Source organism: Streptomyces bobili (genome assembly GCF_002154575.1).
GTDB classification, from domain to species: domain Bacteria; phylum Actinomycetota; class Actinomycetes; order Streptomycetales; family Streptomycetaceae; genus Streptomyces; species Streptomyces bobili.
Genome location: NZ_MUBA01000527.1, coordinates 1 through 13,216 on the forward strand (window position 1 = coordinate 1; position 13,216 = coordinate 13,216).

Genomic DNA, 13,216 nt, shown 5'->3' on the forward strand with positions numbered 1-13,216 from the left:
TGAACCCCCGTCCGGCGTCGCACACACGCGTAAGGACGGCGACGGTCATCGGCCCGTGGTGGCGACGCCGGACGGGGGTTCACGGCGACGGCCCTGAAGAACGTGTAGTGGAAGGTCCCGGTGGCCTGCGCGGTGTCGCTGCGATCACGACCCACCTCCCCCACGCGGTCGTCCACGGCGCCGCGGCGGGCCTGCACCTGACGATCACCTTCGACACCGAGTTCGCCGACACCGACCTTGCCGCCGCCGCGCCGGCGCGAGGCGTGAAGGCGCATCCCCTCTCATGGCACAGTCAACGTCCGTCCCGACCCGGGCTGGTCCTCGGCTACGCGGCGAGCGCGCCCACCGACATCAGCGAAGGTGTGGCAACCCTCGGCACCGCCCTACGGCGCCTGCGAGGAGGTCCTCCCGCGTAAGCGCCTGTACGAGGCGCCCTCCGAGCCCACCGGGTACAGTGCGGAGATCAGGCAGACCCCAGTGTGAGGCCCCGCACGTGTTGACGCAGACCACCTCCCGGGTCCTCGAACCGAGCGACCTGGACGCCGCCCTCGCCGTCCTCGACCGCGAGCCGGTGACCAACGCCTTCGTGACCTCGCGGGTGCAGGTCGCGGGCCTGGACCCGTGGCGGCTCGGCGGCGAGATGTGGGGCTGGTACGAGGACGGCATGCTGACGTCCCTCTGTTACGCGGGCGCCAACCTCGTCCCGATCTGCGCCACTCCCCGCGCTGTCCGCGCCTTCGCCGACCGTGCCCGCCGGGCCGGCCGCCGCTGCTCCTCCATCGTGGGCCCCGCCGACGCCACCGCCCTGCTGTGGCGCCTTCTCGAACCGCACTGGGGTCCCGCCCGCGAGGTCCGCGCCCGCCAGCCCCTGATGGTCACGGACCGCATGCCCGACGACATCGCCGCGGACCCCTACGTGCGCCGTATCCGCAAGGACGAGATGGACACGATCATGCCGGCGTGCGTGGCGATGTTCACCGAGGAGGTCGGCGTCTCCCCGATGGCAGGCGACGGTGGCCTGCTGTACCAGGCGCGGGTCGCCGAACTCGTCGGCGCAGGCCGCTCGTTCGCCCGCGTCGACGAGCGGGGCCGGGTCGTCTTCAAGGCCGAGATCGGCGCGGCCACGCCCAAGGCGTGCCAGGTACAGGGCGTCTGGGTGGCCCCGGAGTACCGGGGGAGGGGCCTGGCCGCCCCCGGCATGGCGGCCGTACTGCGCTACGCGCTGGCGGACATCGCCCCGGTGGTCAGTCTCTACGTCAACGACTTCAACACGACGGCGCGGCGGACGTACCGCAAGGTGGGCTTCCATGAGGTCGGCGCGTTCATGAGCGTCCTGTTCTGAACGTCCCTCGGCACGCCGCCGGATCGGCATCCGCTCCACACCCGCCGACCGCCGCAAACCCCCCTGTAGGCTCCCGCCATGGACCTCGTCATCGGCCCCTTGGACCTTCCCGCGCGCGTGGACGAGGCCCTCGCAGTGCAAGCCGTGGCCTTCGGACTCGGCCCGGACGAGGTGGCCGTCCGCAGACAGATCGTCCTGCGCCACATGACCAGCCCCGGCGCGAGAGCGTACGGCGCGACCGTCGGAGACCGACTCGTGGGCTTCGTCTACGGCATGCCCAACGACCGCGCCCACTGGTGGTCCACCGTCGTCGAGCCCTACCTCCGGGCCAACGGCAACGACGTCTGGCTCGACGACTCCTTCGTCATCACCGAACTCCACGTCCACCCGGCCCACCAGAACCGTGGCGCCGGCCGGGCCCTGATCACCACGATCACCGACACCGCGGCCCAGCCCCGCTCGATCCTCTCCGCGATCGACATCGACAGCCCCGCCCGAGCGCTCTACCACTCCCTGGGCTACCAGGACCTGGCCCGCCGCGTCCTCTTCCCCAGCGCGCCCCGCCCGTACGCCGTGATGGGCGCCCCCCTCCCGCTGCGCCGCCCGTGACGGCCGCGCCACCGGCAATGGATTTCCGGCCGCACGGGGCTCCCGGCTAACCTCCTAGCCAGCACCCTCCCCACTCTCGGCCCGGTTCGAGCGGGGGGATCCCGATCGGCAGGAGTTCGTACACCATGGCCAACGCACCGGTCCAGCGCATGTCCCAGTTGATGGCGAAGACGCTGCGCGACGACCCGGCGGACGCCGAGGTCCTCAGCCACAAGCTCCTCGTCCGCGCCGGCTACGTCCGCCGCACCGCCGCCGGTGTCTGGAGCTTCCTGCCGCTGGGCAGGAAGGTCCTCGCCAACGTGGAGCGGATCGTCCGCGAGGAGATGGACGCGATCGGCGCCCAGGAGGTCCTGCTCCCCGCCCTGCTGCCGAAGGAGCCGTACGAGGCGACCGGCCGCTGGGACGAGTACGGCCCCGAGCTGTTCCGCCTCAAGGACCGCAGGGGCGGCGACTACCTCCTCGGCCCCACCCACGAGGAGATCTTCACCCTCCTGGTCAAGGACCAGTGCACGTCCTACAAGGACCTGCCGGTCATGCTCTACCAGATCCAGAACAAGTTCCGTGACGAGGCCCGCCCCCGCGCCGGCATCCTGCGCGGCCGCGAGTTCCTCATGAAGGACTCCTACTCCTTCGACACCGAGGACGAGGGCCTGGCCAAGTCCTACGCCCTGCACCGCGAGGCGTACCAGAAGGTGTTCGCGCGTCTGGGCCTGGACTACCGCATCTGCGCGGCCACCGCGGGCGCCATGGGCGGCTCGAAGTCGGAGGAGTTCCTCGCCCCGGCCGAGGCCGGCGAGGACACCTTCGCCGACTGCCCGAACTGCGACTTCGCCGCCAACACCGAGGCGATCACGTACGAGTCGGAGCCCGTCGACGGCTCCGCCGTGCCCGCGGCCGAGGAGATCCCGACCCCGGACACCCCGACGATCGAGACCCTCGCCGCGTCCCTCGGCGTGCAGGCCTCCGCCACGCTGAAGAACCTCCTGGTCAAGGTGGACGGCGAGATCGTCGCCGTCGGCGTGCCCGGCGACCGCGAGGTCGACCTCGGCAAGGTCGAGGCGCACTTCGCGCCGGCCACCGTCGAGCTGGTCACCGCCGAGGACTTCGTGGGCCGCCCCGACCTGGTGCGCGGTTACGTCGGCCCGCAGGGCCTGGAGAAGGTCACCTACATCGCCGACCCGCGCGTGGCGCCGGGCACCGCGTGGATCACGGGCGCCAACAAGGAGCACACGCACGCGAAGAACGTCGTCGCGGGCCGTGACTTCGAGGTCGACGCGTACGTCGACGTCGTGGTCGTCCGCGAGGGCGACCCCTGCCCCAAGTGCGGCACCGGCCTCAAGCTGGACCGCGCCATCGAGATCGGCCACATCTTCCAGCTGGGCCGCAAGTACGCCGACGCCCTCAAGCTCGACGTCCTCGGCCAGCAGGGCAAGCCGGTCCGCGTCACCATGGGCTCGTACGGCATCGGCGTCTCCCGCGCGGTAGCGGCCCTCGCCGAGCAGAGCGCCGACGACAAGGGCCTGTGCTGGCCCGCCGAGGTCGCCCCGGCCGACGTGCACGTGGTCGCCGCGGGCAAGGCCCTGCAGACCGAGCTGGCCCTCGACGTGTCGGAGAAGCTGCGGGCGGCCGGTCTGCGCGTCCTGGTCGACGACCGGGCCGGGGTCTCGCCGGGCGTGAAGTTCACCGACTCCGAGCTGATCGGCGTACCGAAGATCCTGGTCGCCGGCCGCCGTTCCGCCGAGGGCGTCCTGGAGCTGAAGGACCGCAGGACCGGCGAGCGCGAGGAACTGACGGTGGACGAGGCCATCGCCCGCCTCACGACCGCCTAGCCGCCGAGGCGTCCAGGGCGGGGTGTCCTTCAGGCACCCCGCCCAGGACCAGGGCCTAGACCCACCCGGCGAACTCCAGCAACAGCTCCGCGTCCCTGGGCCGCCCCACCCGCAGCGCCCGTACGCCCGACTCCACCGCCCGGAACAGCGTCCAGCCCCGCAGCCGCTCCTGGTCCACCTCCAGCGACTCCGCGAGCCGCTTCACCCGCCGCCGGGTCGTCGCCGCCCCCGACGGGGAGGCGATCAGGTCCTCCACCCGGTCCCGGACCAGCCGCGCGAGGTCGAAGGCGCACTCGCCGACCACCGGGTCCGGCCCCACGGCCAGCCACGGCATCCGTTCCCCCGCGAGCACCTTGCTCTGCCGGAACGTCCCGTGCAGCAGCCGGTGCTCGGGCGGCGCCGCCAGCAGCTCCTCGCGTGCCGCGAGCGCCGCGTCGACGAGCGGCCCCACCTCCGCGTCGGCCCGCGCACGCATCGCCCCGGCCTGCCTGCCGGTCCGCTCGGCCACCGTCTCGAACACATGCCCGGCCGGCGGTTCCACCCACAGCCGCCGCAGCGTCCCCGCCGCCTCCAGCAGCGCCTTGGCCTCGGGCAACGACCGCACCGACACGTCAGGGTGCAGCCGCTCCAGCAGAAGCACCCCTTCCTCCACCGGCCCCTCCAGCAGCTGTACGGCACCCAGGCCGCCCCACTCGGTGAGCGCGGCCCGCTCCGCCTCCGGCCGGAACCGGGGCGGGGCCAGCTTCAGCACGGCCGGGGTCCCGTCGGCGCACCGCACCAGCACCACCAGGCTGCTGCGGCCACCGGGCACCTGCACCCGCTCGACGGTCAACTCGCGTGGCGCGACGGCCTCTCGGACCGTCTCCGGCAGCTTCTCCAACCAGTCGTCACCGTCCGGAGCGCTCTCACCGAGCGCCCTGACCAGACGCTGCGGCGGTTCGAAGGCCATACGCGAGTCGTCCTTTCCTGCTCCGGCCTACGCCGGCGGTGTGGTGGTGTGCGGCGGTGTCGGTCCTGCCGAGCCCGCCTTCGTCGCCGGGGCCCCGGCACCCGTGGCGGCCGGGTCGCTCCCGGCATCGGCCCGCTCCGCGAGACCAGGGAAGGCTACGCTCCCGCCGCGCCAGCGCACCGCACGGACCGCCGCCTCCCGCAGCGCCTCGGCGGCCTCGCGGCGCCGCGCACCGGTGGCCGCCCGAACCAGGTCGGAGTAGACGCGGGCGACGCGTTCCTCCAGCTCGGCGGCGAGCCGGACCGCCGCGGCGGAGTCCGGCACCGCGAACGGCAGGGCGTACGCGGCGCTCGCGGCGATGGGCTCGGTGCCCAGGTCGCGCACTTCACGCGCCAGCGCGTCCCGGCGCGCCCGATGCGCGTCGTACGCCGCCCGAGCCTCCGTGCGCCGTCCCTCCTGGATGCGGGCGCCGACCACCCCGTAGCCGTACACCGCCGCGTGCTCGGCGGCCAGCGCCGCCTGGAGAGCCGTCACTCCGCCGGTGTTCCGCTCGCTCATCGGGCCCCCTCCGTCAGCAGGTACGCGTGCGCCGCCCCGGACGCCGCCACCGAGGCCAGCAGCCGGGCCGGCTCGCCCGGCAGGTCCACGAGCGCCGCGACCCGGAGGTCGGAGAGGGCCCGCTCGGCTCCGGCCAGGTCGGCGAGCGCGTCCTTGGCGTTCGCGGGAACGACGACGGCAGGCGCGGGCGGGACACCCGGAGAAGCGGAGGCAGAGGCGGATGCGGACGGTGACGTCCTGGTGCGCCGCTCCGCGCCCCCGAACGCCGCCACATGCCGTGCGACCTCCGCCCGCAGGGGTGCCAGCCGTGCCGTCAGCGCCGGATGGACGGCGAGGACGGCGTCGTAGCGCTCCAGCAGCCCCGCACTGTCCGAGGCCGCACGCGCGCGTGCACGCTCCTGGGCCGACGCCGACGGGCCGGCGCCCGGCTTCTCCTTCCCGGATCCACCCTCGCCGGAGGAGCACCCGGCCATCAGGGCGGCCCCGGCGGCCGAGGCGAGCAGAGTTCTTCGGCGCGGCCCGGAGAGGGTGCGCACAGGCGGCGGGAACGGCACGGCAGACGTCCTCGGGGAATCTCGTACGAAAGGAACCGATCACGGGCCGATCACGCACGGGCAGGCCCGTGATCACCGTACCCGCGCCCCGGCCCCGCACCACTCACCGGCACCGCCCCTCCCGGCGAGAGCCGCCGGGCGTCGGCAGGTGTCGCCGGGCGCCGGTGGGCCACTCGGTGGACGGCAACACACCCCGCGACCGGATACCCTTTGACCAGACACGCGACCCATCCCACAACAGCACACGCGGCCGAGGAGTCACCCGGATGAGCACCACCCAGAGCGAGAGGCTGCGAGAACTGCTCGAACCGCTCGTCACCTCCCAGGGACTGGACCTCGAAGAGATCGCCGTGGACTCCGTCGGTCGCAAGCGGGTGCTGAGCGTGATCGTCGACTCCGACACCGGAGCGGACCTGGACCAGATCGCCGATGTGAGCCGCGCGCTCTCGGCGAAGCTCGACGAGAGCGACGCGATGGGCGAGGGCGAGTACACCCTCGAGGTCGGCACCCCGGGCGCGGAACGCGCCCTCACCGAACACCGCCACTACGTCCGTGCCACGGGCCGCCTGGTGAAGTTCCAGCTCCACGAGGGCGGCGAGATCGTCGCCCGTATCCTCGGCGTGGACGACGACGGCCTCGATGTCGAGGTGCCCGGAGTGAAGGGCCGCAAGGCCACCGCCCGCAGGCTCGCCTTCGCCGACATCGACAAGGCCCGCGTCCAGGTCGAGTTCAACCGCAAGGACAGCGATGTCGACAGCGACGTCGCCAAGGACATGAAGGAAGAGGAGGAGGCGTAGCCGTGGACATCGACATGAGTGCCCTGCGGGGCTTGGTGCGGGAGAAGGAGATCTCCTTCGACCTGCTGGTCGAGGCGATCGAGTCGGCCCTCCTCATCGCCTACCACCGCACCGACGGAAGCCGCCGCCACGCGCGCGTGCGGCTCGACCGGGAATCCGGTCATGTGACCGTGTGGGCGAAGGAGGACCCCGAAGACCTCGAGGAGGGTCAGGAGCCCCGCGAGTTCGACGACACCCCGTCCGACTTCGGCCGCATCGCCGCCAGCACGGCCAAGCAGGTCATCCTCCAGCGTCTGCGCGACGCCGAGGACGACGCGACGCTCGGCGAGTACGCGGGCCGTGAGGGCGACATCGTCACCGGCGTGGTCCAGCAGGGCCGCGACCCGAAGAACGTGCTCGTCGACATCGGCAAGCTCGAGGCCATCCTGCCGGTGCAGGAGCAGGTCCCGGGCGAGACGTATACGCACGGCCTGCGGCTGCGGTCGTACGTCGTGCGGGTGGCGAAGGGTGTGCGCGGTCCGTCCGTGACGCTCTCGCGCACGCACCCCAACCTGGTGAAGAAGCTGTTCGCGCTGGAGGTGCCGGAGATCGCCGACGGGTCCGTCGAGATCGCCGCCATCGCCCGCGAGGCCGGCCACCGCACCAAGATCGCCGTACGGTCCACCCGGTCGGGTCTGAACGCCAAGGGTGCCTGCATCGGCCCCATGGGCGGCCGTGTGCGCAATGTCATGGCCGAGCTGAGCGGCGAGAAGATCGACATCGTCGACTGGTCGGACGACCCGGCCGAGATGGTGGCGAACGCCCTGTCGCCGGCCCGGGTCTCCAAGGTCGAGGTCGTCGACATGGCGGCCCGCTCCGCGCGCGTGACGGTGCCGGACTACCAGCTGTCGCTGGCGATCGGCAAGGAGGGCCAGAACGCCCGCCTCGCCGCCCGGCTGACCGGCTGGCGGATCGACATCCGGCCCGACACCGAGCAGCCCGGGGAATAGATCCAAGCCGCAGCACGCTCAGATCACGTCAGTTATACGCGCGGCAACTGTTCGACCGCTGCCCCGAAGGGGTGAGGTCGCCGCGGGGAGGTAGACTTAACTGTGTCTGGCCGGACGCACACCAGAGCATGCCCTGAGCGCACCTGTCTGGGGTGCCGGGAGCGGGCGGCCAAGACGGAACTGCTGCGCACCGTGGCGATCAAGGACGCATGCGTCCCCGATCCTCGCGGTACGCTGCCCGGCCGGGGTGCGTATGTGCATCCCGCCCTGGTCTGTCTCGATCAGGCGATACGCCGCCGGGCGTTCACGAGGGCGTTGCGAGCCCCGGGAGCGCTCGACACAAAGGCGTTGCGCCAGTACGTCGAGCAGACGACCGTTGCCGAACAGGCAACACCGTAAGAAGGCGTCGCACGGAACCTCCGTGCGGCTCTGGTACCCCGCGAGTTGGAAGTAGGTCGAGATTGCGATGAGCACTCGATGAGCACGCGATGAGTACGCCCATGAAGTAGCGACGGTCCGGACACACCCGGACCTAAAAGGAGCGAAGTGGCTAAGGTCCGGGTATACGAACTCGCCAAGGAGTTCGGGGTGGAGAGCAAGGTCGTCATGGCCAAGCTCCAGGAACTCGGTGAATTCGTCCGTTCGGCGTCTTCGACCATCGAAGCGCCCGTTGTACGCAAGCTGACTGACGCCTTCCAGGGCGGCAGCGGCAAGCCCGCCCCGCGCAAGGCAGCCCCCAGGCCCGCGGCGCCCTCACCGGCGCAGGCGGCCCGTCCGGGTCCGGCCGCACCGCGGCCGGCCTCCCCCAAGCCGCCGACGGCTCAGCAGCCCGAGGCGCCCGCCGCACCCGCGGCTCCGGCAGCCCCGGCCGCCCCGTCGGCCCCCGCGCCGGCGGCCTCCGGTCCGTCGGCCTCTGGTCCGCGTCCGGGCCCCAGGCCCGCGCCGCGTCCGGCCCCGGCCGCCCCGGAGTTCACCGCTCCGCCGGCGCCCCCGGCCGCACCGGCCGCATCGGCGGCTCCGGCCGCCCAGAAGCCGGCCTCCCAGAGCCCGCGTCCCGGCGCACCCCGTCCCGCCGGCCGTCCGGCCGCCGGTCAGGGTCAGCAGGGCGGTCAGGGCCAGCGCCCGGCCCCCGCGCAGGGTCAGCGTCCCGGTGGCGGCGCTCAGCGTCCGGGCTCGCGTCCGGCCGGTCCGCGTCCGGGCAACAACCCCTTCACCTCCGGCGGCAACGCCGGTATGGCCCGTCCGCAGGCCCCGCGCCCGCAGGGCGGTCCCGGCGGTCCGCGTCCCGGCGGTGCCGGCGCACCCGGCGGCGCCCCGCGTCCCGCTTCGCCCGGTGCTCCGGGCGGCGCTCCGCGTCCGCAGTCCGCGGGCGGCGCGCGTCCCTCCCCGGGCGGCATGCCCCGTCCGCAGGGTGGCGCTCCGCGTCCCGGCGGCGGTCCGCGTCCCAACCCCGGCATGATGCCGCAGCGTCCGGCTGCCGGCCCCCGCCCCGGCGGCGGCGGTCCCGGCGGTCGTGGTCCCGGCGGCGGCGGTCGTCCCGGCGGTGCCGGTGGCGGCGGCGGTCGTCCCGGTGGCGGCGGCGGCTTCGCCGGTCGTCCCGGTGGCGGTGGCGGCGGCTTCGCCGGTCGTCCCGGTGCCCCCGGTGCCGGTGGCGGCGGTGGCTTCGCCGGTCGTCCCGGTGGTCCCGGCGGTGGCGGCGGCGGTCGTCCCGGCTTCGGTGGCCGTCCCGGCGGTCCCGGTGGCCGTGGTGGCACGCAGGGCGCCTTCGGTCGTCCCGGCGGTCCCGCGCGTCGCGGTCGCAAGTCGAAGCGTCAGAGGCGCCAGGAGTACGAGGCCATGCAGGCCCCGTCGGTCGGCGGCGTCATGCTGCCTCGCGGCAACGGACAGTCCGTCCGCCTGTCGCGCGGTGCCTCGCTGACCGACTTCGCCGAGAAGATCGGCGCCAACCCGGCGTCGCTCGTCGGCGTGATGATGAACCTCGGCGAGATGGTCACCGCCACGCAGTCCGTCTCCGACGAGACGCTGAAGCTCCTCGCGGACGAGATGAACTTCGTCCTCGAGATCGTCAGCCCGGAGGAGGAGGACCGCGAGCTGCTCGAGTCCTTCGACATCGAGTTCGGCGAGGACGAGGGTGGCGAGGAGTTCCTCGTCGCGCGTCCGCCGGTCGTGACCGTCATGGGTCACGTCGACCACGGTAAGACCCGACTGCTGGACACCATCCGCAAGACGAACGTCGTCGCGGGCGAGGCCGGCGGTATCACGCAGCACATCGGTGCGTACCAGGTCGCCACCCAGGTCAACGACGAAGAGCGCAGGATCACCTTCATCGACACCCCGGGCCACGAGGCGTTCACCGCCATGCGTGCCCGTGGTGCCAAGTCGACCGACATCGCGATCCTCGTGGTGGCGGCCAACGACGGTGTGATGCCCCAGACGATCGAGGCGCTGAACCACGCCAAGGCGGCCAACGTGCCGATCGTGGTCGCGGTCAACAAGATCGACGTCGAGGGTGCCGACCCGACCAAGGTGCGCGGTCAGCTCACCGAGTTCGGTCTGGTGGCCGAGGAGTACGGCGGCGACACGATGTTCGTCGACATCTCCGCCAAGCAGGGGCTCAACATCGAGCAGCTGCTGGAGGCCGTGGTCCTCACCGCGGACGCCTCGCTCGACCTGCGGGCCAACCCGGAGCAGGACGCGCAGGGCATCGCGATCGAGTCCCACCTGGACCGTGGCCGCGGCGCCGTCGCGACCGTCCTGGTCCAGCGAGGCACCCTGCGGGTCGGCGACACCATGGTGGTCGGCGACGCGTACGGCCGTGTCCGCGCGATGCTCGACGACAAGGGCGAGAACGTGGAAGAGGCGGGTCCCTCGACCCCGGTCCTCGTCCTCGGACTCACCAACGTCCCGGGCGCCGGCGACAACTTCCTCGTCGTCGACGAGGACCGCACGGCCCGCCAGATCGCCGAGAAGCGCGCGGCGCGTGAGCGCAACGCCAACTTCGCCCGGCGCGGAGTCCGGTTCTCCCTGGAGAACCTGGACGAGGCGCTCAAGGCCGGTCTGGTGCAGGAACTCAACCTCATCATCAAGGGCGACGCGTCCGGTTCGGTGGAGGCTCTCGAGTCCTCGCTGCTCCAGCTCGACGTCGGCGAAGAGGTCGACATCCGCGTCCTGCACCGCGGCGTGGGTGCGGTCACCGAGTCGGACATCGACCTGGCGACCGGCTCCGACGCGATCGTCATCGGCTTCAACGTCCGTGCGGCCGGCCGTGCCGCGCAGATGGCGGAGCGCGAGGGCGTCGACGTCCGGTACTACTCGGTGATCTACCAGGCCATCGAGGAGATCGAGGCGGCCCTGAAGGGCATGCTGAAGCCGGAGTACGAGGAGGTCGAGCTCGGCACGGCGGAGATCCGCGAGGTCTTCAAGTCGTCCAAGCTGGGCAACATCGCCGGTGTCCTGGTCCGCTCGGGCGAGGTCAAGCGCAACACGAAGGCTCGACTCGTCCGCGACGGCAAGGTCATCGCGGAGAGCCTCAACATCTCCGGTCTGCGTCGCTTCAAGGACGACGTCACCGAGATCCGCGAAGGCTTCGAGGGCGGTATCAACCTCGGAAACTTCAACGACATCAAGGTCGACGACGTCATCGCGACGTACGAGATGCGGGAGAAGCCGCGGGCGTAACACCCCCGGTTCGTGCCGGCCGGCGGGGCGCTGTCCCCGCCGGCCGGTGCGGCGTTCCGGCGGCGGTGAGCGGGGAAAACCCCGTCGAGCCGCGGCCGGGATCGAGGTACCGTTCCTGATGCCCCTGTTCGTTCAGGACAGGGCCATCGATCCCGTACCGGCGGGTGAACCGGTTACACATGTACGTGGGGACACTGTCCTTCGACCTCCTCCTCGGCGACATACGCTCGCTGAAGGAGAAGCGCTCCGTCGTCCGCCCGATCGTCGCCGAGCTCCAGCGCAAGTACGCGGTGAGCGTGGCCGAGGTGGACCACCAGGATCTGCACCGCCGGACGGTCATCGGCCTGGCCGTGGTGTCCGGGGACACCGAGCATCTGACCGATGTACTGGACCGGTGCGAACGGCTGGTCGCCGGCCGCCCCGAGGTGGAGCTGCTGTCGGTCCGACGCCGCCTCCACGGCGAACACGACGACTGACCACACCAGAGAACGCAAGAGAAGAAAGAACGGGAGACGGACCAGTGGCCGACAACGCGCGCGCCAAGAGGCTGGCGGACCTCATCCGAGAGGTGGTGGCCCAGAAGCTACAGCGCGGGATCAAGGACCCGCGGCTCGGCTCCCACGTCACCATCACGGACACCCGCGTCACGGGTGACCTGCGGGAAGCGACCATCTTCTACACCGTGTACGGGGACGACGAGGAGCGGGCGGCCGCGGCCGCGGGCCTGGAGAGCGCCAAGGGTGTCCTGCGCTCCGAGGTCGGCCGCGCGTCGGGCGTGAAGTTCACGCCCACGCTGAGCTTCGTCGCCGACGCCCTCCCGGACAACGCCCGCACCATCGAGGACCTCCTCGACCGTGCGCGCCAGGCCGACGAGAAGGTGCGCGAGGCGTCCGCGGGCGCCGGATACGCCGCCGGCGCCGACCCGTACAGGAAGCCCGACGAGGACGACGAGACGGACGACGCCGCCGAATGAGCCCGAAGCAGACCCCGCCCGACGGCCTTGTCATCGTCGACAAGCCGTCGGGCTTCACTTCGCACGACGTCGTCGCCAAGATGCGCGGGATCGCCAAGACCCGCCGCGTCGGACACGCCGGCACGCTCGACCCGATGGCGACGGGCGTCCTCGTCCTCGGCATCGAGAGGGCCACCAAGCTCCTCGGGCATCTCGCGCTCACCGAGAAGGAGTACCTGGGCACCGTCCGGCTGGGCCAGAACACCCTGACGGACGACGCCGAGGGGGAGATCACCTCCTCCACCGACGCCTCCGGGGTCGCACGGGACGCCATCGACGCCGGGATCGCCAAGCTGACCGGCCGGATCATGCAGGTCCCGTCCAAGGTCAGCGCCATCAAGATCGACGGCGTGCGCTCCTACAAGCGGGCCCGCGACGGCGAGGACTTCGAGATCCCGGCCCGCCCGGTCACCATCTCCTCGTTCACCGTGTACGACGTCAGGGACGCCGTCGCCGAGGACGGCACCCCCGTCCTGGACCTGATCGTCTCGGTGGTCTGCTCCTCCGGCACCTACATCCGCGCCCTCGCCCGCGACCTGGGCGCCGACCTGGGCGTCGGCGGTCACCTCACGGTGCTCCGCAGGACCCGCGTCGGCCCGTACAAGCTGGACTCCGCCCGCACCCTCGACCAGCTCCAGGAGGAGCTGACGGTGATGCCGGTCGCGGAGGCCGCCACGGCCGCGTTCCCGCGCTGGGACGTGGACGAGCGCCGGGCCCGGTTGCTGCTCAACGGTGTGCGGCTGGAGATGCCCGACGAGTACACGAGCCGCGGCGCGGTCGCCGTGTTCGACCCCGAGGGCCGCTTCCTGGCACTCGTGGAGGAACAGAAGGGCAAGGCGAAGAGCCTGGCCGTGTTCGGCTGAGACCGCCCTCCCCTTGCCGGGCGGTCTCAGCCGAAC

Annotated in this window: 13 protein-coding genes and 1 pseudogene; 11 read left to right on the forward strand and 3 right to left on the reverse strand. The window is 72.2% G+C overall.

All coding sequences use genetic code 11. From position 1 onward, the window contains the following. Positions 1–134: 134 nt before the first annotated feature. From BZL64_RS32555 to BZL64_RS32570, 4 genes and pseudogenes are all read left to right on the forward strand, one after another. A pseudogene (locus BZL64_RS32555) lies at positions 135–416 on the forward strand (aminotransferase class I/II-fold pyridoxal phosphate-dependent enzyme); the annotation flags it as partial. A gap of 77 nt (positions 417–493) precedes the next feature. After that, positions 494–1,342, forward strand: coding sequence for a GNAT family N-acetyltransferase (locus BZL64_RS32560; protein WP_086772716.1), 849 nt, complete (start codon positions 494–496; stop codon positions 1,340–1,342). A gap of 78 nt (positions 1,343–1,420) precedes the next feature. Next, positions 1,421–1,951 carry a GNAT family N-acetyltransferase gene (locus tag BZL64_RS32565; RefSeq protein WP_086772717.1) on the forward strand — a complete coding sequence of 177 codons (531 nt, stop codon included), beginning with the start codon at positions 1,421–1,423 and terminating at the stop codon, positions 1,949–1,951. A 125-nt stretch (positions 1,952–2,076) separates the two neighbouring features. Next, positions 2,077–3,780, forward strand: coding sequence for a proline--tRNA ligase (locus BZL64_RS32570; RefSeq protein ID WP_086772718.1), 1,704 nt, complete (start codon positions 2,077–2,079; stop codon positions 3,778–3,780). A 55-nt stretch (positions 3,781–3,835) separates the two neighbouring features. On the opposite strand, the gene BZL64_RS32575 is transcribed toward BZL64_RS32570, so the two are convergent. The 3 genes from BZL64_RS32575 to BZL64_RS32585 are packed head-to-tail and all read right to left on the reverse strand — an operon-like array spanning position 3,836 to position 5,841. Further along, positions 3,836–4,729 (reverse strand): aminoglycoside phosphotransferase family protein, encoded by an 894-nt coding sequence (locus BZL64_RS32575; protein WP_086772719.1) that lies wholly within the window; start codon positions 4,727–4,729, stop codon positions 3,836–3,838. 27 nt (positions 4,730–4,756) lie between these two features. After that, positions 4,757–5,287, reverse strand: coding sequence for a ferritin-like domain-containing protein (locus BZL64_RS32580; RefSeq protein WP_086772720.1), 531 nt, complete (start codon positions 5,285–5,287; stop codon positions 4,757–4,759). Further along, positions 5,284–5,841, reverse strand: a complete 558-nt coding sequence (locus tag BZL64_RS32585; RefSeq protein ID WP_086772721.1) for a hypothetical protein — start codon at positions 5,839–5,841, stop codon at positions 5,284–5,286. The genes BZL64_RS32580 and BZL64_RS32585 overlap by 4 nt, the downstream gene beginning before the upstream one ends. A gap of 266 nt (positions 5,842–6,107) precedes the next feature. Between BZL64_RS32585 and rimP the strand changes: the two genes are divergently transcribed. The 7 genes from rimP to truB all read left to right on the forward strand — a co-directional run bounded on the left by rimP (position 6,108) and on the right by truB (position 13,180). Then, positions 6,108–6,638 (forward strand): ribosome maturation factor RimP, encoded by a 531-nt coding sequence (gene rimP / locus BZL64_RS32595; protein WP_086772722.1) that lies wholly within the window; start codon positions 6,108–6,110, stop codon positions 6,636–6,638. Between the two features lie 2 nt (positions 6,639–6,640). Next, positions 6,641–7,627 (forward strand): transcription termination factor NusA, encoded by a 987-nt coding sequence (gene nusA, locus BZL64_RS32600; RefSeq protein ID WP_086772723.1) that lies wholly within the window; start codon positions 6,641–6,643, stop codon positions 7,625–7,627. Positions 7,628–7,729: 102 nt separating this feature from the next. Continuing rightward, a complete protein-coding gene (locus BZL64_RS32605; RefSeq protein ID WP_086772724.1) occupies positions 7,730–8,026 on the forward strand; it encodes a YlxR family protein in 297 nt (98 codons plus the stop codon). Between the two features lie 147 nt (positions 8,027–8,173). Then, entirely contained in the window at positions 8,174–11,305 is a 3,132-nt protein-coding gene (gene infB, locus BZL64_RS32610; RefSeq protein ID WP_086772725.1) for a translation initiation factor IF-2, read from the forward strand. 179 nt (positions 11,306–11,484) lie between these two features. Further along, positions 11,485–11,781: a DUF503 domain-containing protein gene (locus BZL64_RS32615; RefSeq protein ID WP_086772726.1), complete on the forward strand. Its 297-nt coding sequence runs from the start codon at positions 11,485–11,487 to the stop codon at positions 11,779–11,781. Positions 11,782–11,825: 44 nt separating this feature from the next. Continuing rightward, positions 11,826–12,278 (forward strand): 30S ribosome-binding factor RbfA, encoded by a 453-nt coding sequence (gene rbfA / locus BZL64_RS32620; RefSeq protein ID WP_086772727.1) that lies wholly within the window; start codon positions 11,826–11,828, stop codon positions 12,276–12,278. Beyond that, on the forward strand, positions 12,275–13,180 hold the full coding sequence (truB, locus tag BZL64_RS32625; protein WP_086772728.1) for a tRNA pseudouridine(55) synthase TruB: 906 nt from the start codon (positions 12,275–12,277) through the stop codon (positions 13,178–13,180). Before rbfA ends, truB begins: the two co-directional genes overlap by 4 nt. The last annotated feature ends 36 nt before the right edge of the window (positions 13,181–13,216 follow it).